The 21320-nt window shown below is 44.4% G+C and carries 20 protein-coding genes and 1 pseudogene; 13 read left to right on the top strand and 8 right to left on the bottom strand.

The window, feature by feature from the left end; all coding sequences use genetic code 11:
* Positions 1–11 precede the first annotated feature (11 nt).
* Entirely contained in the window at positions 12–320 is a 309-nt protein-coding gene (locus B0680_RS02050; RefSeq protein WP_078253386.1) for a hypothetical protein, read from the bottom strand.
* Positions 321–546: 226 nt separating this feature from the next.
* Positions 547–1587 carry an IS1595 family transposase gene (locus tag B0680_RS02045; protein WP_078253385.1) on the bottom strand — a complete coding sequence of 347 codons (1041 nt, stop codon included), beginning with the start codon at positions 1585–1587 and terminating at the stop codon, positions 547–549.
* A 146-nt stretch (positions 1588–1733) separates the two neighbouring features.
* Here B0680_RS02045 and B0680_RS02040 point away from each other — a divergent pair, with 146 nt between their 5' ends.
* The 5 genes and pseudogenes from B0680_RS02040 to B0680_RS02025 form a co-directional block, all read left to right on the top strand.
* The gene (locus tag B0680_RS02040; RefSeq protein ID WP_078253548.1) at positions 1734–1976 is read left to right on the top strand and encodes a DUF6471 domain-containing protein; all 243 of its coding nucleotides are present in this window, start codon (positions 1734–1736) and stop codon (positions 1974–1976) included.
* A gap of 103 nt (positions 1977–2079) precedes the next feature.
* Positions 2080–2613: a hypothetical protein gene (locus B0680_RS10940; RefSeq protein ID WP_228143733.1), complete on the top strand. Its 534-nt coding sequence runs from the start codon at positions 2080–2082 to the stop codon at positions 2611–2613.
* Positions 2614–2618: 5 nt separating this feature from the next.
* On the top strand, positions 2619–4022 hold the full coding sequence (locus tag B0680_RS02035; protein WP_265734170.1) for a site-specific DNA-methyltransferase: 1404 nt from the start codon (positions 2619–2621) through the stop codon (positions 4020–4022).
* Positions 4022–6931, top strand: a complete 2910-nt coding sequence (locus B0680_RS02030; RefSeq protein WP_078253384.1) for a type III restriction-modification system endonuclease — start codon at positions 4022–4024, stop codon at positions 6929–6931. The genes B0680_RS02035 and B0680_RS02030 overlap by 1 nt, the downstream gene beginning before the upstream one ends.
* Positions 6932–7000: 69 nt before the next feature.
* Positions 7001–7252: pseudogene (locus B0680_RS02025) on the top strand (RNA-binding protein); the annotation flags it as partial.
* A 97-nt stretch (positions 7253–7349) separates the two neighbouring features.
* Here B0680_RS02025 and B0680_RS02020 read toward each other — a convergent pair.
* Positions 7350–8939: an inorganic phosphate transporter gene (locus B0680_RS02020; RefSeq protein ID WP_078253383.1), complete on the bottom strand. Its 1590-nt coding sequence runs from the start codon at positions 8937–8939 to the stop codon at positions 7350–7352.
* Between the two features lie 273 nt (positions 8940–9212).
* Between B0680_RS02020 and B0680_RS02015 the strand changes: the two genes are divergently transcribed.
* The 7 genes from B0680_RS02015 to B0680_RS10965 all read left to right on the top strand — a co-directional run bounded on the left by B0680_RS02015 (position 9213) and on the right by B0680_RS10965 (position 14596).
* Positions 9213–9932, top strand: coding sequence for an FFLEELY motif protein (locus B0680_RS02015; protein WP_078253382.1), 720 nt, complete (start codon positions 9213–9215; stop codon positions 9930–9932).
* A gap of 146 nt (positions 9933–10078) precedes the next feature.
* Positions 10079–10936 carry a bifunctional demethylmenaquinone methyltransferase/2-methoxy-6-polyprenyl-1,4-benzoquinol methylase UbiE gene (ubiE, locus tag B0680_RS02010; RefSeq protein WP_078253381.1) on the top strand — a complete coding sequence of 286 codons (858 nt, stop codon included), beginning with the start codon at positions 10079–10081 and terminating at the stop codon, positions 10934–10936.
* Positions 10936–11595, top strand: coding sequence for a hypothetical protein (locus B0680_RS02005; protein ID WP_228143732.1), 660 nt, complete (start codon positions 10936–10938; stop codon positions 11593–11595). Before ubiE ends, B0680_RS02005 begins: the two co-directional genes overlap by 1 nt.
* A gap of 15 nt (positions 11596–11610) precedes the next feature.
* Positions 11611–13251: an ABC1 kinase family protein gene (locus B0680_RS02000; RefSeq protein ID WP_078253380.1), complete on the top strand. Its 1641-nt coding sequence runs from the start codon at positions 11611–11613 to the stop codon at positions 13249–13251.
* Between the two features lie 32 nt (positions 13252–13283).
* Positions 13284–13790, top strand: a complete 507-nt coding sequence (locus B0680_RS01995; protein ID WP_078253379.1) for an adenine phosphoribosyltransferase — start codon at positions 13284–13286, stop codon at positions 13788–13790.
* Between the two features lie 134 nt (positions 13791–13924).
* On the top strand, positions 13925–14350 hold the full coding sequence (locus B0680_RS01990; RefSeq protein ID WP_211271246.1) for a hypothetical protein: 426 nt from the start codon (positions 13925–13927) through the stop codon (positions 14348–14350).
* Between the two features lie 123 nt (positions 14351–14473).
* Positions 14474–14596 (top strand): hypothetical protein, encoded by a 123-nt coding sequence (locus B0680_RS10965; protein ID WP_265734169.1) that lies wholly within the window; start codon positions 14474–14476, stop codon positions 14594–14596.
* A 111-nt stretch (positions 14597–14707) separates the two neighbouring features.
* Here the strand turns inward: B0680_RS10965 and B0680_RS01985 are convergent, their stop codons facing one another.
* On the bottom strand, positions 14708–14998 hold the full coding sequence (locus tag B0680_RS01985; RefSeq protein ID WP_078253378.1) for a YeaC family protein: 291 nt from the start codon (positions 14996–14998) through the stop codon (positions 14708–14710).
* A 36-nt stretch (positions 14999–15034) separates the two neighbouring features.
* Positions 15035–16009, bottom strand: a complete 975-nt coding sequence (locus B0680_RS01980; protein ID WP_078253377.1) for an NAD(+) kinase — start codon at positions 16007–16009, stop codon at positions 15035–15037.
* A gap of 243 nt (positions 16010–16252) precedes the next feature.
* On the opposite strand from B0680_RS01980, the gene B0680_RS01975 reads away from it, so the two are divergent.
* Complete coding sequence (locus B0680_RS01975) at positions 16253–16975, top strand: Bax inhibitor-1/YccA family protein (RefSeq protein ID WP_078253376.1); 723 nt, start codon at positions 16253–16255, stop codon at positions 16973–16975.
* A gap of 56 nt (positions 16976–17031) precedes the next feature.
* Here B0680_RS01975 and B0680_RS01970 read toward each other — a convergent pair whose 3' ends face one another.
* From B0680_RS01970 to B0680_RS01960, 3 genes are all read right to left on the bottom strand, one after another.
* A complete protein-coding gene (locus tag B0680_RS01970; protein ID WP_211271245.1) occupies positions 17032–18066 on the bottom strand; it encodes a threonine aldolase family protein in 1035 nt (344 codons plus the stop codon).
* A gap of 175 nt (positions 18067–18241) precedes the next feature.
* On the bottom strand, positions 18242–19582 hold the full coding sequence (gene gdhA, locus B0680_RS01965) for an NADP-specific glutamate dehydrogenase (protein ID WP_078253374.1): 1341 nt from the start codon (positions 19580–19582) through the stop codon (positions 18242–18244).
* Between the two features lie 238 nt (positions 19583–19820).
* Complete coding sequence (locus B0680_RS01960) at positions 19821–21311, bottom strand: C13 family peptidase (RefSeq protein ID WP_078253373.1); 1491 nt, start codon at positions 21309–21311, stop codon at positions 19821–19823.
* Positions 21312–21320 lie beyond the last annotated feature (9 nt).

Here is a 21320-nt window from a genome sequence, read left to right as displayed (position 1 = left end):
AATGTAGCTGATTATTCAAGGTTTTGTTGATTTGCTGCCCATAAATATTTCACTTCACCCCGCTTTGAGCCAATCTTATTAACCACGCCATCATTGATTAAAAAATTCAGTGCATTACGAGCAGCTTTTAGGTGTTTGGCGGTGACTTCTATGGGTTCTTGGTTTGATTGTGGTTGGTTGTCAAGTGACACCGCCTGTTCTGTAATCTCATTGGCGGATAAAGGCTGTGTTGCTTGCTTAAGCACCTGTACAACAAGTGTCTTGATGCTTTGATTAAACACTGAGCTGCGTAGCCTTGGTAGTTGTTCGGCCTCACCCATGATGTAAGCTGCTTGGGTGAGAATGCTGATTTGTTGATCGATATCTTGGATTTGCTTAAGTAAAGCTTGCTTGTGTTTATTTAGGAGATTGATTTTGTTGGCGATACCGCTTGTGACATGAGATTGAGCTATGAGAGATACTCCAATGATTGATTGTTGTTTATGTAAGTTATCGTGGTTTATCGCAGTTTATCGTAAGTTATCGCAATCTATCGCAATCATAAAACTACGCTGCCAAAGTTTCGACGCGCTTTTTATTGCCTTGCCAATAACCACGCCAATCATCAGAAGGCAAACTGGTTAAGCATTTGGATACCACATCATTAAAAATGACACCATTACTAAGACGGCGAGTATCTTCACGATAAGCGATTTCATTGGCGTATTCGTATAGGTAGGTATTATTCATCTTGTGAACTTGCCCATAGTACATACGCTTAAAGCGACTAAAATAGCTTTCTGCTAAGTTATTGGTCACACCAGCATCAGAGCGATATTCCTTTTGATGGTTGACGCGCTTTAGGTCGTGAAAATAAATCAGGTTGTCATAAGCTGGGCTTTCATCGGTATGGATGGTACTGCCTTTGGCAATATGTTTATTGGCAAGATTATTAACAACTTTGCTGTTTTCAGACTTGGCAACAAAGGCAATGGTATTTCTTGCACCAATTTGTTTGGCGTCTTGTTTATCATCTTGCTTGGCAAAACTATCCCGCATAACCAAAATCGCACGCTTTAGCGGGTTCTCATGCTGTTTTAAGCGTCTATCAACACGCTCACTCTTTTTATTCTTGGGTTTTTGACTAGAATGGACATAAGTAGCGTCCATGTGCACCACGCCACTCAGTTGCATCGACTCTCGCTGTTTATGCACCTTTAAAGCTTCTTTGATTTTATGCAGCAGTACAAAAGCGGTTTTGTATTGTACATTTAAATCACGGGCAATTTGTAAGGCAGAAATACCCTTGGCTGCATTCACATACAAGCTACAGGCAAATAAAATATCACGAAGCGGCAATTTGTGATGAGTAAATAACGTACCCGCTGTCACTGAAAAGCGGTAATTGCATTCCTTGCATTGCCACTGTTTACGAGATTTGATGTAATAAGCCTCATGCTTCTTGCCACAACGAGGGCATATTACATCCTTACCCTCACCCCAACGCAATTTCTTCATTGTCATCACTGCCTCATGTTCACTCATGCGAGCAATAGCAATCGGTGATAGATTGCGTGCTTCAGCAGAGAGGAGGAAGTGTTGTGGCATGGTGTTCTCCAATAATAATTAATTAGCAACCAATATGTGTTTATATCATCATATATGATGATTATATCACAATAATATACATTTGCAAATACTTTTTTCATCATGTATAATGAAAACATATATTTAGTGTTGTTAGAGAAACAATGATGACAAAACAAAATCACGATTTTTCCGATGAAACTTACTGGAAAGACTATGTAAGAGGTTTGCTTAAGGCTGAAATCGCCAGACGCAATATCAGCTATGTAGAAATCTCAGAAAGATTGGCGACCCAAGGCATTCATGAAAGCCCACAAAACATCAGTAATAAAATCGCCAGAGGTACTTTTGGGGCGATTTTTATGATGCAGGTGTTAAAAATTATAGGTTGTGAGAATTTGTCTTTATAAGACAAGCCATTTTTTTCTATAAAATATTGACTTAAATAAAGGATTGACTATGCTTTACAGCACAGCACAGCACAGCACAGTATAAAACTCAAGGGGGTAAGTCATGACTGAGCTTACCCAAGAAACCTTGTTTTCATCAAACACGCAGCCTGAAAATGAACGGCTTGCACTCTTAAAACAGCATTTCCCCAATTGCTTTGACAAGCATGGTGCATTTTTGCCTGATAAATTGGCAGAAATTTTGCATTCAGACGGCATTCATACACAAAAAGAAGGTTATAGCCTAAATTGGCTGGGTAAATCCTATGCGCGTGTTTTGAAAGATACGCCCCCTGAAACTTTACTGGCAGAAGATACGGAACACAACAGGCAGCCTGAAAACGCCAACAGCGAAAACCTGTTGATTAAAGGCGACAATTTGGAAGTGCTAAAACACTTGAAACACGCCTACAAAAACCAAATTAAGATGATTTACATTGACCCGCCGTATAACACAGGTTCGGACGGCTTTGTCTATCAAGACGATCGTAAGTTTACGCCGCAGCAGTTGGCGGAACTGGGCGGTATGAGCTTGGAAGAGGCCGAACGTGTACTGGAATTTACCGCCAAAAATCCAATTCGCACAGTGCGTGGCTGACGTTTATGTATCCGCGTTTGTATGTGGCACGTGAATTATTGCGTGAAGATGGTGTGATTTTTATCAGCATTGACGACAATGAACAGGCACAATTAAAGATTTTATGTGATGAAGTGTTTGGGGAAGAGAATTTTGAAGGACATATTCACTGGAGACGTAGGCACAATCAACCAAATGATAAAACAAAAATGATAGGTTTGGTCGCAGAACATATTTTGTGTTATGCAAAAAATTCACAATATTATAAAACAAGTGGTGTTGGCAAACTGCCTCTAACTGGAAGGTTTTCAAATCCCGATAATGACCCAAGAGGGGATTGGGCAACTAAACCTTGGAAAACTGGTTCTGACCAAACTGGAACAACCTATTCAATTACTACGCCTACTGGGAAAGTATATATTGAAGAATGGATGGGAGAATATGAAACTTTTGATAAGTTATTAAAAGACAATCGTATTATATTCACAAATAATGGGGATGGCTTGCCAAGAAAAAAATATTTCAAATTTGAAAGAGAGGAAGAAGGACAGTGTGCAACAAACTGGTGGGAGCATACTTTATTTGGTCATAATCAACTGGGTAGCCAAGAACTAACTGATTTATTTGGACAGAAAAATATATTTTCAAATCCCAAAAACACTACTTTAATTAAATCACTTATTGCTATATCTAATGCAAAAAATAATGACTTTGTATTAGATTTCTTCGCAGGTTCTGGCACAACTGCCCATACTGTTAAGCAACTAAATAGAGAAAATCAAGACTTAAATTTAAGATATATCTGTATCCAATTACCAGAAAATTTAGATGAAGCATTAAAGACTGCAAGCGCAGAAAACAAAAAAATAATTCAAAATGCAATTAATTGGTTGGAGAAACACCAAAAGCCACATAATTTATTTGAAATCACAAAGGCAAGAATTGAATTAGCGGCCGTAAAAATCCACGCTGAAAATCCCGATTATTCAGGCGATTTGGGTTTCAAAATCTTTGAAACCGTCCCCAATTTTCAGGCTGCTTTAACCGATGATTTCAACCCACAACAAGCGGATTTGCCCGATACCAAAGATACGGCTTTGAGCGATGAACAATTACACACGCTTTTAACCACTTGGCGTGTGTATGACGGTTGCAGACTGCCTGAAAAAGTGCAAGCCATTGATTTGGCAGGCTACACGGCTTATTACTGCCGTCAGCATCTGTATTTGCTGGCAAGCGGTTTTCATTCTGAATGCGTCAAAGCCTTGATTGAAAAACTGGACAACGACAAGGATTTTGTGCCTGGACGCATTGTTTTGTTTAGCCAAAATATGGACAGTGCCATACAGAAAGAATTGGCGCAAGCGGTGAAAACCTATGCCAATAAAAAAGGTTTGAATAATTTAAGCGTGCTTGCGAGGGTTTTTTAATGGCTGGTTTTACTTACGAAAAAAACTTACCACACCAAGAACGGGCGATTGAATCGGTTTTGAGTGTGTTCGACTGTGTGCATTTAAAACACGGCGGCCGAGATGAAAATCCCGAAATTGTGTTTTCAGGCAATCTGAAAACGGATAATTTGCAGAAAATCCAAAGAGCCAATGGCGTGGAAGACATACCGCTTTCAGGCAGTAATGTACTAGATATTGCGATGGAAACAGGAACGGGTAAGACTTATACCTACACCAAAACCATGTTTGAGCTAAACCGCACACTTGGCGTGTTTAAGTTTATCGTGGTAGTGCCGACCCTTTCCATTAAGGCAGGAACGAAGAATTTTTTGCAAAGCACGTCCCTTGCCGAGCATTTTCGCAAAGATTTTGAAGGGCGTTATGGCGAAAAAGAAATCAAACTGTATGTGGTGGAAAGCCAAAAGTCTAGGGCAAAAAAATCGTCCATGCCTTATGAAATCGTGCGCTTTGTAGAAGCGGATGATGAACAAAAAATCCATGTACTACTTATCAATGCAGGCATGATTAATTCCGACACGATGGCTGGCACAGACAAAGGCAATGATGGCAGTTATCTGCTCAAAGATAAATATCATGTGCCGTTTGAGGCGTTGGCAGCAATAAAACCGTTTGTGATTGTGGATGAGCCGCATAAATTCCCAACCCGAGATACAGCTAAAACATGGGCAAATATTCTAAAGTTCAATGCTCAATTTATCTTGCGATATGGCGCGACATTTAATAATCAATTTGATAACTTGCTTTATCGCCTAAGTGCGATTGATGCCTTTAATGATGATTTGGTCAAGGGTATTCGTGCGTTTACCGAACAGATTGACGGCGATAGCGGCGAGCGAATTAAGCTGATTGATTTGGACGGCAAAGAAGCGACTTTTATTTCAAATAAACAAGAACTTAAATTAAGCAAAGGCGATTTGTTAAGCCGTATTCATCAAGCGATTGATGATTTGTTTGTTGCGGAAATGAACAAAAGCAAGTTGGTGTTGAGTAACGGTATCGAGCTGAAAAAAGGGGATAGCTTAAACCCTTATTCATACAATGACAGTGTGCGAAATAAGATGATGCGCCAAGCGGTAAAACAGCATTTTGCATTAGAAAAACAACTGCTTATGCGTAATGGCGGACGCATCAAACCGCTGACTTTGTTTTTTATTGACGATATTCAAGGCTATCGTGATGACAAAAATCAGCTTTCAGGCAGTTTAAAAAGTATTTTTGAGAAAACTGTAAAAGCCGAATTAGAAAATATTCTCAAAAATGAAAGCGATGAGTTTTTACGCCAATATTGGCAAACGGCATTAAGTGATATTAGTAAGACACATGGCGGTTATTTTTCACGCGATAACAGCGATAAAGACGACAAAATCGAGCAGGAAGTAAATGAAATTTTGCACGATAAAGAAACCTTGTTATCGCTGGCCAATCCTCGTCGTTTTATTTTCTCAAAATGGACATTGCGAGAAGGTTGGGATAATCCCAATGTATTTCAAATTTGTAAATTACGCTCCAGTGGTAGTGAAACCAGTAAATTACAGGAAGTTGGGCGTGGTTTGCGCTTGCCAGTGAATGAATATATGGCTCGTGTGAAAGATCATGCGTTTTTCTTAAACTATTTTGTGGATAGCAGTGAAAGTGATTTTATTGAAAAATTAACAAAAGAAGTTAATAGCACGATAACAAAGCCAATTATTTTTACAGAATTGAATGATGAATTGCTTGAAAAAATCTTGGCAGCCTATCCTGATGAAAGCAAGAAAAATATTCGTAAGAAATTAGCAGATTTGATTGATGACAATGATGTTTTTGTGGAAAACGGTTTTACTGAAACCAAAAATATGTTTCCCAAAGCGTTTGAAGTTTCAGGTAGCCTGAAAAAAGACAAAATTATCCGCTCGGGTGATAAGATGGAAAAAGTCAAAATGCGCGTGGGTAAATATGATGAACTCAAAGCTTTATGGGAGGCGATTAACCAAAAAGCCTTGTTGCAATATAAAATCAAAGATGAAGCAGAATTTCTGGCTTTATTCACACAGTATTTGCGTGATAATACTGATAAATTCACACCAACAAGCATACGCACTGCGCAGCAAGAAATCAAAGTGAGTAATGGGCTGTTGACCTCTGTAGCGACAGGCAGCGTGTATGATGAAGTGTTTGAGCCGATTAATACGATTAATTACCGTGAATTTTTATTGAAATTATCGCAAACGGCGTTGATCCAAATCAAAACCTTGCATCAAGCCTTTTTTGCTGTGCGTGATACCCTAGATATTTCAAAATATCTAAATGAACAAACGATCAGAGCAATTCATGCAGGTTTTAACCGCTGGTTGCTACTCAATTCATTCAATACATTTGAAGTAGGTTATAATCATATTGGCGGCAGCATTCATCCGACAAAATTTACCGATAATCAAGGCAATGCCTTGACAGAAGTTAATGCTTCGGATTTGGGTACGCAATATGACAATGCCACTCCGTTGTCAGAATTTTTGTTTGAAAGTGTATTTTACGACAGCGGATTAGAGCGTGAAAACATCACAGACAATCAAGTTCAAGAAGTGATCGTATTCACTAAAATCCCAAAAAATTCTATCAAAATTCCAGTAGCAGGTGGTGGGACTTATTCGCCCGATTTTGCTTATATCGTGAAAACCGACTCTGGCGAGACGCTGAATTTGGTTTTAGAGAGTAAAAATGTGGCGGACTCTGATTCATTGCGAAAAGAGGAAAGCAAGAAAATTAAACATGCGCAAAAATTATTTTCTGAAATTGGTTGTGGCGCTGATGTTGTGTTCAAAACACAATTTGAAGGACAGCGAGTTGCGACGATATTGCAGGAAGCTTTGGGGCTTTTAGTGCGATAGAGTGGTACAGCCAAAAAAGCAGCTATTTGGCTGCTTTTATAACTAAAAGTTTTGTGCAAGTGCTACATAATGGCGGATACACTCACCATCCGCCAAGGACACGCCACCCGCCTAGAAGAAAAAACTGTGGTCATCAAAGCCTTATCCGAAAATCGTGGCAATGCCACCATCGCAGCAACACTGTATGATGAGACCGAAGAGAGCATGGTACAGCGAGAGTTTTTTGCCGAACAGCGAAAGCTTTTGAACCTTGCCCGTCCCGACACCAAACCTGACAAAAAACAACGCCGAGAGCTGAATAAATTCAAGCATCAATGGTGATACCACACAGCACTACTATTGATGCAACGCAAGATAATGCCCAATACAAAACCCCTTGATGACATCACCAAGGGGTTTTGCTTACTAAGGCGGCTGATTATAGCACTGCGTTTAGTGTAACAAAAGCAATCGCACTGATAGCAGCAGCGGCAGGTAGTGTCACCACCCAAGCCAAGCCAATCGGACGCATTAGCTTCCAGTTGGTGCTCTTGTTGACGATACCGATACCCAATACCGCACCGACTAGGATATGCGTACTTGAGACAGGGATGCCTAGGCTTGATGCACCCATCACAACCGCAGCAGCAGCAAGCTCCGCTGAGAAACCTGATGCAGGATGCATTTCGGTTAGGTTAGTACCGACAGTTTGGATAACTTCTTTACCGATAAACCATAGACCAACAATCAATGCCACACCAAAGGTTACCATCACAGGGCCTGGCACCATACTCTTGGCTTCGATGGCATTAGTTCTGATGACTTCCATGACGGCAACGAATGGCCCGACAGCGTTAGCGATGTCGTTTGAGCCATGACTAAAGGCGAACGCACACGCAGTAAATACCTGCATCCAGCTAAATAGGATAAATGTCGCTTTGCCCAAGTCTTCTTTGTGCTTACCACGAATGGTCTTGGTGTAGATGAACGCCGCAAGCCAAACAATTGCACCTAGCATACCCATGACCAGCGCTGCTTGTAGCGTTGATAGGTTTAGACCAGTATTTGATAGACCCTTGAACACAACCATCGCTGTCATGATGACCGCACCAAACGCTGCAATCAATGGTACCCAAGTTTTTAGTGCTTTTAGCGTGTCGATACTGTCACGCTCACGCTCAAGATCATACAGCGAACGATAATAATCCGTTTCTAGATCTTCACGAGCGCAGTCTGCATCTTTATAGACTTCTTGGTCACGCAACATGGCGTTGGTGTATGGCAGCTTGTCTTCTTCGCTTAGGCTATCAAAGTGCTCTTTTTGCTCACGTTTTAGTGTCTTTTTGTTGATTTTGATCACTTTGACACGTGCTTCAGCTTGATCATTATATGCCAAGATGTTCTTTTTGATGATGCTATAAATGATGTATGACAAGATAGCACCCAATAGTGGTGACACTACCCATGAGATAGCGATTTCACCAATCTTAGACCATTTGACCGTCTCAAATGCCAATGCTGTACCGCCGTGGCTGATACCAAGCACAATCGAACTACCGACGATACCACCGATAATGGCGTGCGTGGTTGAGACTGGCAAACCTTTTTTGGTGGCAAATAGTAGCCAAAACGCCGCCGCAATCAGCGCTGATAGCATCAGATAAATGAACTGATCAGGCGATACGCCAAGCTTACCGATATCAACGATACCGCTACGGATGGTGTCTGTTACCGCAGCACCAGCGAGCACCGCACCTGACACTTCAAAAATCGCCGCCACCGCCAATGCTTGAGTGACAGTCAACGTCCCTGCACCAACTGATGTACCAAATGAGTTGGCGACATCGTTACCACCGATGTTGAACGCCATAAAGATACCAAAAAAGCTTGCGATCAAAAATAGCAACACTTGTTGGTGCATGGTGTAGTCCAGACCCCACCAAATAAAATAGATGCTGACCGCCGCCATCATCAAGCCAAATAGCAGGTTGCCTGCCATTGGTGTTGTTTGTTTTGCTGAATTTACCATAAATCAAGCCAAAATATCATAACAAAAAACCGCCCAAGGCTGTCACAATCGCATCCTTGTTGGGCAGTCACTCAATATTGTCATATTATAAGTGCCAAATATGACAGTTTTATGACAATTTTACCACATTTACCCAAAGGTAATCATTTTATTTTACAAAATTACTGAATGTAAAGTTATGTAAACAGACCACAAGCCGACCCAGCAAGCTTTTTGGCGTGTGCGATCATTTTATGCTAAGATGATAAGCCATTCATCACTATGGAAATCATCATGTCACTCATCTCTGATATGGTGCAGATGCTCGAGCGGTATTTTGCCCTGCCCCACCACCAAGACACTGAGCTTGCTGATGCACTCCGTCAAATCCAAGCATGGCAACGCACCCGTATTCACCGTGCCAATCATACGCTATTTACTAACCCAAAAACCGCACCGCTGGCGCACTATATCATTGACCGTATTTATAGCGATACGGCGTTTGATATACTAGCCGAGCAGCTGCTCACCGCAGGCAATAATGCCCAAGCAGGCTCAGGCAAGCTTGAAAAACTCATCCCAAAAAACACCCTAGCCACAGGGCTAATGGGCGTAAGTGCCACTTGCGATGCCATCGAGCTTGATTTGGCACTTGCCAAAGTCTATGTAGCGCACCATCAAGGCACACCGATTGATGACGCACTGATGATAAGGCTATATCAAGCGGGCAATGATAAGGCCGAACGCATTCGCCAAATTCGCCATATCAGTGATGTCTGCCATGCGTCGTATCAGCAATTTAATTCATTTTTATTACAAAAAGCCTTTAAGCTTGCCAAATCCACCGCCTACAGTAACGGCTATCAGCCCCTGTATGACTTCATCCATGATGGACTACAGGCCATCGCTGCGATTGATAAGATTGACAGCTTTAGTGTGCCGTTTGTTGCCACCGAGCTTGGTATCATTGAGCGGATTTATGATGACAAGCCGATTTATGACACATTCGCCTGATGGCGTGCGATGACTGTGTTATTTGCGGCTTTGATTGACGCTTTGATTGACAATTTTATGACAGAATTTGGCAAATTTTCCCAAAATGATGGCAAAATAGTGTATTATTAAAGGTTGAAAATTTTATTCAAAATTAGGCTTTAATTATGACAAGCGAAAACAACACCGACACCCAATTCACCAACCCAAATATCTTGCCAACGGGCGCACCCCAAGGTCAAAGCGAACTGCAACGCCCACAAGGTAGCGAGCCTGTCTCCGAAGAAACCACACACTTTGGCTATCAGACGGTGCGCAAGTCAGAAAAACAAGCCAAAGTCGCCGAAGTATTCACTTCTGTGGCTCGCAAATACGATGTGATGAACGACTTGATGAGCTTTGGTATCCATCGCCTGTGGAAACGCTATGCCATCAGCCTGACAGGTGTGCGTAGCGGTCAGCACGTACTTGATATCGCAGGCGGTACAGGGGATCTTGCCAAGGTATTTAGCCGTGAAGTGGGTCGCTCAGGTCGAGTGGTGCTGTCCGACATCAACGAAGCAATGCTAGAAGTGGGTCGCACTCGTCTGATCAATGCCGGCTGTAATAATGTCGATTTTGTCCTTGCCAATGCTGAGACACTTGAGCCATTTGCGGATAATTCATTTGATCTGGTGACCATCAGCTTTGGCCTGCGTAATGTCACGGACAAAGACAAAGCCCTTGCTGCCATGCACCGTGTGCTAAAACCAGGCGGACGCCTATTGGTACTTGAATTTAGTAAGCCTGTGTTTGAGCCACTGTCCAAAGCATACGATTTGTACTCATTCACCGCTCTACCAATCATGGGTAAGCTGGTCGCAGGCGATGCCGAAAGCTATCAATATCTGGCTGAATCCATCCGTATGCATCCTGACCAAGCCACACTCAAAGGCATGATGGAAAATGCAGGCTTTGTCAACTGCGATTATCACAACCTAACTGGCGGTATCGTCGCTGTGCATCGTGGATTTAAGGCACGCTAATGAGTATGCTTGGTGTACTCAGCCTAGCGATGTGCGAAAAGCTACTCAATAGCGCCATCGCCACGGACAACTTCACCCAAGACGGGCTGTCTGCACTGTCAGGCAAGACCTTGCGTATCGTCATGCACGCCCCTGCCATCAGCGTCGATGTGCTGTTTGGCGATGGGCGTGTGCGATTTGAGCCTGTACCCCAAGCGATTTTTGAGCCACAAGGCGGTATCAGCACGACACCTGACTGCACCTTGAGCGTGGATAATCCGGCACATCTATTTAGCCTAATCCAAAACCCTGTGGGCAATCTGCCTATTCGTGGCGACCATCAGGTGCTACTACAAGCCAAAGCCCTGTTCGAAGGCTTTGAGCCTGATATTTGGTATCAGCTTGAGCAAGTCATCGGCACTGATGCCACAAGCCATCTGTATCTACTGGGCAAAGAGCTTAGTCCTGTGTTATCACCGATTGCACAGATGCTTAAAGAGTCCGCCGCGCAGCTATTGACACCGCACAGTCCGTCAGCGCACGCTATCGACGATGAATTATTAGCCCTACAAATCCAAGACAAAAAGCAAGAACTGCTACGCCTACAAGCCGACATCGAACGCAGTCAAGCACGCCTAGCACAGCTACAAAGCGCACTTGACGACCAACACAACGCCTAACTCAAGCAGACCAATATGCTCATCACTCATCGCAAACGCCTATTGACACTGTATCGTATCGCTGCCAAATATCGCTTGGATACGCATTTTGCGGATGTGCCCGAACTTGCGCCCATTGCTCGGCTCATTCGTCTGCACCCTGCTGCGCTTGGCAAATCACACCAAGAACTCGGCGTCAAGCTGGCACTCGAAGAGATGGGCACGCTATTTCTAAAGCTAGGTCAGCTACTCTCCACCCGTGCCGACTTACTCCCGCCTGCGATTATCGCTCAGCTATCCTTGCTCCAAGATAAAGTTGCGCCATTTGATGTCGCCACCGCCAAATCCATCATCGAAGATACCAAAGTCGGTCTGGGTCAGCCGATTGATACGCTATTTGCTCGCTTTGATGAGACACCGCTGGCAGCTGCTAGTATCGCACAGGTACACACCGCTGCCTTGCTCGATGGTCGTGAAGTGGTGGTCAAGGTGGTACGCCCTGATATTCGCACAGGCATCATTGATGACTTTGAATTACTACGCCAAATGGCATCATGGGCATCGGCTCGTATCGAAGCGGCTCGTGCCATTCATCTGATTGACATCGTCGAAGACTATCGCCAAATCATGCTCAATGAGCTGGATTTGACACTCGAAGCCGCCAATAGCACCAAGATGCGCAACAATTTCACCGGCTCACGGCTCATCTATGTGCCACAGGTCTATGCAGCCACCAAGCAGGTGATGGTCGCTGAGCGTGTGTTTGGCGTGCCGATTTCGCAGACCCAAGTATTTGATAGGCTCAATTATGACCGTGCGACACTTGCCGAAAAAGGCTTGACCATCTTTTTTACCCAAGTCTTTCGAGATAACTTTTTCCACGCGGATATGCACCCTGGCAATATCTTTGTGGAAACCATGCCTGATGGTAGTGCGGTCGCTGAGCCACGCTATATCGGGCTTGACTGTGCCATCATGGGTGAGCTGTCCAAAGCAGATCAGCTGATTGTCGCTCGCCTGCTCTTATCGGTGATGAATGGCAATTATACCGCACTCGTCGATATCATCGCTGCCGCTGGCTGGATACCGCCATCTGCCGATAAGCACGCCTTGATCCGTGATATGAGCCGTACGGTCAGCCCGATGGTGACCAAGCCCATTGATGAGATTGACTTTGCCGGTGTGCTGTTTGAGATTTTATCCATCGCACGACGCCACCGCATGAGTATCCCGCCACAGCTGATGCTACTGCTCAAGACTTTGGTTCATGTCGAAGGGCTTGGGCGTGAGCTGTATCCTGAGCTTGACATTTGGTCGCTTGCCAAGCCGATTTTGACCGCTTGGGTCAAAGATCAGCTGGATCCTGTCAAAAATCTACAGGACATCAAAGCTGAGCTGCCCGAGATTTTATTGTCCACCACCGATTTGCCAAAGCTACTAAGCCAAAGCATCCAAAGCCTTGCCACACTTGGTGCTAGTCAAGATGCCACCATCCGTGAGCTACAAGCCATGCGAGCAGATGCACTCAACGAACGACGCCATGACTGGATCGCAGGTGGTGGCTTTGTGCTGATGATTGCCTTGGCATGGTGGTCAGCAGTTGCCATTCATCTGTATCTTGCACCTGTGTTTTTTGTGCTTGCTATTGGCTTTGTGATTTGGCGAGTACTGTTGTAATCTTTTTATTTTTTTATGAGTTGGAATCTGTTATGACACATCCATTATGGGAACATATCCGCACTGTGCCTGATTTCCCAAAATCAGGCATCGAATTTTATGACATCACGCCACTACTGAACGGCCATCATGATAAGCTCATCGATGCGATGATTGCTGCTGTGCCTGCCGATGTGATGGCTGACACGGATGCCATTGTCGGTATCGAGTCGCGTGGCTTTGTACTGGCAAGCCTGCTGGCTGTCCGCCTAAACAAAAAACTGATCCTAGTGCGTAAAGCAGGCAAACTACCGCCACCTGTGCACGCCCAAAGCTATGGGCTAGAATACGGGCAAGACACCCTAGAAATCAGCGCCGAGCTTGAGCCTGCCAAAGTGCTGATCATCGATGATGTGCTTGCCACCGGTGGCACGCTCAAGGCTGCTCATTCGCTGTGTGTCAAGGCGAATCTGACACCGCTTGGCTCATTGGTATTGCTTGATTTGCCGGCATTGCATGGGGATCTGGGGCTAACCTATTGGACTGTGCTCGAAAAATAAACCCACCAAAAGCGTCTGCAACTTTGCAAACGCTTTTTTTATTGGTTTTGATGGTGTGTGGTACGCGCGCTACTCCTAATCGCATCAAAAGACATATTTTTGTAGATGAAATACCTGCTACCAAGAGATAGAATATGAGTAATATTTCTGAACTTGAAAATATCTGTAATGATTTAAATATTTCATTCCATATTATAAATGGAGATGAAGCCAATGAAATAATAGCACAAGCAATTAATCTTTTTAATCCAGAAAAGATAACTGGTCATCTGTCAATTTCCAATAGCAACAATAAAGTATTTAAAATTTCATTAGAACACAATGAGTTTACATATTCAAAAAAATTGCCAGAAGGAAAAGGATACATTTTTTTTGATTTGGAATCTAAAGATAAAAATAATATTTTTGTTTTGGATAATGTACAAAATACATGTGACATTATGTCTGAAAGCTTTGGTATGGAATATTTTCTTTGTGATGAAAAATTTAATTATCTCATTACTGTTAATTGGTATGTGATAGAATTGACGAATGGGGCAAAGGAGTATTTAATTACTTAAAACCAGTGCGTAGGGTGCACACCGTGCACCATTGATTGAGTGGAATTTGATGGTGCGTGGTACGCACGCTACTTTTAATTAATTGAAATTTATGATGATTTTTATATAACACAGGGACAATAAATGCTTAAGTCTATTATTGATGGCTTGGTGGCTGCTTTTTCAATCGCCATGTTGCTACTTTTCGCCTTTATCATCTTTGCGATTTTCTTGCTTGTCTTGAACTTTTTGGGCGTGATTAATTAGTGCATAGGACGCACACGGCACACCACCAACCCAATTTTAGTGGTGCATAATATCACCACCCCCACCATAAAAAAGCGTTTGCACGATACAGTTGCAAACGCTTATCAGCCATCAGTGCTTAAACTTCACCACTTGCTCGGCATTTGGGTAATGATGGTCATGCTCGACATCACACTCTTCGCCAATGGTATTGCCCTGCTTATCTTTGGGCTTATGGATATAGCCTGTGCGTTCGGTGACGGGCAGATACTCATGTTCCCACACCATCACCGCTTGCATACAGGTGGTGCGTTGTGCGTCGGTGAGTTTTTCGCCATTTTCCCAGCGACCAATCTCGATGGCGGTGCGGAATTTTTCGACGATTTCGGGGGTTAAGCTGTCTAGAATATCTTGTTTGTTCATTGTAGGATTCCTTATGTACGCTTGGCTGTCGTTGGGTTATTTATCTAGGGCAAATTCTTCGCTGTATAAGTTCCAGTTCAGCTTGGTGCGACACGCTTCATAAAAACTATAACTGTCAGGGTGCAGCAGCAGTAAGGTCTTGTCATGCTTGGCAATCAGTAGCGTCTGGTCATTCTCAAGCGGTGCTGAAGCCTTGCCGTCTGCACCCACCATCGGCTGCGTGCGGTTGTCCTTGTGGATATTGATGGCAATCTGACAGCTACCTGCCACCACTAGCGGACGACTAGACAGCGTATGCGGATGCATCGGCACAAGACAAATCGCATCAAGCGTCGGATGGATAATCGGCCCGCCTGCCGAGAGTGCATAGGCTGTCGAGCCAGTTGGTGTCGCCACAATCAGCCCATCAGCGTGCTGACGATAGACATCGTGCTGATTGATTTTTAGTTTAAAATCAATGGTATGCACCGATTTACCTGCGTGCAGGACGATGTCATTGAGCGCGACATCTTCGTGGATGACTTCATCGGTTGGGCTGCCTTGTTCGTCGTTTTGGACGATTTGGAATTTTAATAAAAACCGCTCAACAAGCCAATACTGTCCGTCGAGCACCTGCCCAACTTTTTCGCTGACATCTTCAGGATTAATGTCCGCCAAAAAGCCCAATCGACCACGATTGATACCAAGCACAGGCACATCTGTACCCGCCATCACCGATGCCGCTTGTAGCATTGAGCCATCACCACCGACGACGATGACTAGGTCGCAATGCTCACCCATCTTTTGGCGTGGGACGATTTTTAGCATCACGCCATCAATCTTGTCAAAATCAATCAAAATGCCATCAATCGCCGCTGTCTCGGTATCGATGACCACCGACAGTTGGCGTGCGTTCAGCAGCCCAATCAGCTCATTGAGCGTCTCAACCACGCTGGATTTGCCTGCTCGACCCATCAGACCGATACGACGAAATTGGGGGCGTTTTGGGTGATTATTAATAAAATTTGACATGATACTGCACTTAGCGACAAATTAAAGGTGTATGATACCCAAATTCGCCCATCAACACAATAAAACTGATGGCTTGGGCATAAATTTTATACCATCTTGACAAAAACCCTTGTATTTTGTATTGTTAAACACATATATAGATTTCAATACAATGAACAACTTTTGAATAATTTGACTTAAATCATTTAGCTCAATTATTTGACCCAATTATTTGACTAAGTATTTAATAAGGAACTTAATTTTATGGCAAATCCCATCATCAGTCGCACCACGCTCATGACGAGCAGTGTCGCCATGCGTACCAAAGGCGTGGTCGCCAAGAGCGCATTTTTGTTGAGCTTGGCAGCAGTGTCAGGCTTTGGTGTGTTTTTTTATGCGTTGGCAGCCGGTCTGTCATCAGGCATTTTGTATGCGATGGCGATTGTCGCTGTATTTGCAGGGATGGGGCTGGGTCTAGCCAGCTCATTTAAGCCACATCTTGCCAAGTCGCTTGCTGTGCCTTATGCACTGACCGAAGGTGTGCTATTGGGCGCATTTAGCATGATTATGTACCGTATGTATCCTAGCGTGCCACTATCAGCACTGTCGGCGACCTTTATCACCGCTGCAGTGATGCTAACCTTGTATGTCACAGGCATGATTAAGGTGACGGACAAATTCCGCTCTATCATCACATCTGCCATCATCGCCATCGGTATTTTGTACCTTGTACAGCTTGGCTTTAGACTGTTTGGCTCAAGCTTACCGCTACTATTTGACGGTGGCTTGGTGGCGATTAGCTTTAGTGTGTTTGTGACTTTGATTGCGTCATTTAGCCTGTTGCTTGACTTTGATAATGTCGAAAAAGGCGTACAATACGGTGTCGGTCGTGAATACGAATGGGTGTTTAGTATCGGTATTTTATCGACGCTTGTGTGGATGTATATTGAGTTCTTACGCTTGATTGGCTATCTACAAAATGAGTGATAAATCATAACTATCAAAAAAAATCCGCTTAATATACGATTAAGCGGATTTTTTATTTACATCGCTTGTTTAATAGCGCTGACAAGTGCATCGACATCCTGCTGTGTGGTATCAAAGCTACACATCAGGCGTGCCATACCATCTCCACCCCAATCATAAAACGCAAACGACTGACGCACCGTGTCCGCCACACCATCAGGCAGACGCACAAAGACGCTGTTGGCTTCGACAGGATAACAAATCTCAACGCCAGACAATACGGACAACTGCTGTGATAAATACATCGCCATCGCATTAGAATGTGTGGCAAGCGTGCGGTACAACTCATCTTCGAGCAAGGTAATCAGCTGAGCTGAAATATAGCGCATCTTGGATGCGGTCTGCATGGACATCTTACGCAGATAACGCAGCTCATCACCTGTATTGCCCGTCACATCAATCAAACATTCACCAAACATCATGCCGTTTTTTGTACCGCCAAGCGACACCATATCCACGCCTGTTTTGGTAATCATGGTATGAAAATCAGTCTGCAAATGACATACCGCATTGGACAGTCGTGCGCCATCGACGAATAGCTTCATACCATAGCGATGTGTCGCATCCGCCAAATTCGAAAGCTCATCAAGCGTATAGCAAGTGCCACATTCGGTCGCTTGGCTGATATACACCACCGCAGGCTGAGAGCGATGCTCATTACCAAAGCCATAAGCTTCTTTGGCAATCAGCTCTGGGGTCAATTTGCCATCAGGTGACTCAACCAGCATCAGCTTACAACCGCCGACCACCTGTGGCGCATTACTCTCATCGGTGTGGATATGCGCTGTGCTTGGGCAGATGATAGCACCCCAGCGTGGCAATAGACACTGTAGCCCCAAGACATTCGCCCCTGTGCCATTGAATACAGGATAGCCACGAGCCTGCTCGCCAAAGTGCTGTTTGATTAGGCGTTGTAATTCGTGGGTAAAATAATCATCCCCATAAGCTGCCACGTGTCCTTGATTGGCAGTGTGCAAGGCTTGCATAAATGCAGGATGCACCCCTGAATAGTTATCCGACGCAAAGTGCTTGCGAGTATTGTTAAATTGCATAAGCATTCCTTTTTGATTTATCTTGTTCGATATAAAACAAACTCAATCAAAAACAGCAAGCGAAATCGCCTGCTGTCCTGTATGCACTATGCTAATCAAAACTATTAGTTTTGTCAATCATAGATTTTTTTCATGATTAATTTAGCTGTCAAGGTCGCTGATGGCACGATACCAATTACAAGATACCATAAGCCACGAGCGCATTCGCCACTTGCGTAAAGCCTGCGACATTGGCGCCGGTCATATAGTCGATTGCACCTTTGGTTGTGCCATATTTGTCAGCAGCGGCACGGGCATTATCATGGATATTTTTCATGATGTCTTGTAGCTGAGCATCTAGCTCTTCAAATGACTTGTACTGACGCACTGAGTTTTGGCTCATCTCAAGACCTGAGACCGCCACACCGCCTGCGTTAGATGCCTTGCCTGGTGCATAAGCCACGCCTGCTTCACGCACGACATCGATAGCTTCGGCAGTCAGTGGCATATTCGCCCCTTCGGCGACATATTTGACACCGCCTGCGACTAGCTGGCGAGCTTCGTCGTCATTGACTTCGTTTTGGGTAGCGCATGGCAAAGCGATGTCAGCGGCAAACTGCCAAGGCTTAGCACCAGCTAGCCACTCACCACCAAACTGCGCCACATAGTCAGCTAGTGGCTTGCGAGCGTCTTTTTGAGCTTTAATCCAATCAATCTTGGCTTGGTCAAAGCCTTGTGGGTCGTGTAGCACGCCTTGCGAGTCTGAGAAAGTGATGACCTTACCGCCAAGCTGAACGACTTTTTCGGCAGCGTACTGCGCCACATTACCCGCACCTGAGACCAGTACAGTCTTACCATCAAGGCTGTCGTTATTGGCTTTTAGCATATTATCTAGGAAATACACCAAGCCATAGCCTGTCGCTTCGGTACGAATCAAACTACCGCCATGACCTACGCCCTTACCGGTCAAAACACCTTCAAATTCACGGGTCAAATTCTTGTACATCGCAAACATATAGTTCACTTCACGACCGCCGACGCCGATGTCACCGGCTGGCACATCCATGTCTTTGCCGATATTTTTGTGCAACTCACGCATAAACGCATAGCAAAAACGACGGATTTCAGCATCTGATTTACCTTTTGGGTCAAAATCCGAGCCACCTTTAGCACCGCCCATTGGTAGACCTGTTAGGGCATTTTTGAAAATTTGCTCAAAGCCCAAGAATTTTAGCACGCCTTCGTTCACCGTTGGGTGAAAGCGGATACCGCCCTTGTATGGACCGATGGCATTGCTAAACTGTACACGCCAGCCACGATTGACCTGCACTTCGCCTTTGTCATTTTCCCAGTTCACACGAAAGCTGATGATACGGTCAGGCTCGCATAGGCGTTCAAAGACTTTCAAGGCATCGTACTGCGGATTGTCGGCATAGACTTGCTCGACGGTCATCGCCACTTCTTGGACAGCCTGGATGAATTCTGGTTGGTGGGCGTAATTTTTTTTGACCGCTTCGACGGCTGACTGGATAGACATGATGTGTTCCTTTTTATAAGACCAAATACAAGGTCAATGAATGTATTAAGTGTCAATCAATCCGAATATATCATTAATATTTCATTAACAAATCATAAAAAACAAATATACTCATCGCAAAAGACAATATAACAGACCCAAAGCCTGCCTGACAAGTAATTTTTGGCAAATTTGTATAAATATTTGCTTGCTTAATCATAACCAAAAAAATACCCAATGCTAGACATTGGGTATATCGCTAAGGTGTCGCGGTGCTTGGCTGTGCATCAGTGTTTGATGCTGGTTCTGCACCTTGCTCTACGCCCTGTTCCGTGCTTTGCTCTGCACTTTGGGGTGCAAGTACGGCATCAAGATTAACCACAGGATTTGAGCCGTGCTCAAACAAGGCTTTTTCAAGCTCAGGCAAGGCAAGTTGCATCGTCTCGCCAATATATCGCTGCGGCTCAGATGGCTCAAAGCCCATCAAAGTCTCACGCTCACCCACTCGGCGCACCGCCTGCAAAAACGCCCCATCAAGACTGCTCTGCTCACGCATCCCTTCGGCAAAAAACGCACGACCAAAATAAGTCAAATCCGCATCATTGGTACAGCCAAAGCTTGCTCTGTCGGCACGGGCAGCAGTGATGATGAGTGTGTTTTCATCTTTTAAAGGCTCAATAAAAGTCCCCGAATAGCACGCCGATACCACAATCACCCGCCAACGGATGCCTGCTTTATCGAGTGCGGACTTCAGCCACACTGGGTCAATCGGTGATAAATCCAGCGGCTCATTAGTCACAGCAAGCTCGCCTAATGGCAAATCATTCTCATCGACCACGCCATGCGAGCTTAACGCCATAAATAGCACATCTTCATCGACATTCATTTTTTTGGCAAATTCATCCAAGCCCTGCTCAATGCCCGTGCGAGATGCAATCGGATAATCAAACCAAGTTTTTGGGTTATTGATAAGCACCATCGAACGCTCTGCCGTGCCAAATTTGACATCAAACAGCTGCTTGGCTTGCAGGATTTCGCTCATGAATACATCTTGCTCAGCATAGCTTGCCACACCCATAAAATACCATTCGCTCACGCCTGCTTGCCCTTTGCTGATATTATTGAGCGCCTTTTGCATCACAGGTGGCTGTGCATAAAATAGCGACTCGGCAAGCTTGTTTTCTTGGCTATATTCCTTAAAAATCGGCTGGTCAACGACATTTTTTTGCCATACAAGCAGTAGTGCAATCGTCGCAACGAGCATCAGCACTCGCTCCCACCACGGCCAATGCAACCGCTTGGCAAAAATCCATAAAAGTGCAGTGGTCTGCCACACAAACAGCATGGCAAACAAGGTCGGCATGATATGATGTAGCCAATACGGTAGCAGGCTTTCATTTTCAAGAAACTGAATGGCACTTTGTAGCAAGATTAACAAAGTATCCGCCGTCAACCACAAAATCGCAGGCACGAATAATAACGAATAATTCAGCGAACGCTTGGCAAGAATAATCCCCGCCACCACAATAATCGCCGGCCACACCAAGTAGCTAATCAGACCTTGTTCATTAAAATAACCGAAGGTCGGCGCCGCCAAATAAGCAAAAAGAATGTTGGCTGACAATGCCAGCACCAAAAAGCACACAAACTGCGCAAAGGTTGGCTTAACCCGCCCAAATGCTTTGGTACTACCCAAGAGCATCCACAAGGCGGCTGCCAAATTTGAGAAAAAATTTGAGAAAAAACCCATCAAGCTCTC

This window comes from Moraxella pluranimalium, assembly GCF_002014825.1.
Lineage (GTDB): Bacteria > Pseudomonadota > Gammaproteobacteria > Pseudomonadales > Moraxellaceae > Moraxella > Moraxella pluranimalium.
This window is presented reverse-complemented; position numbering and strand designations above follow the sequence as displayed.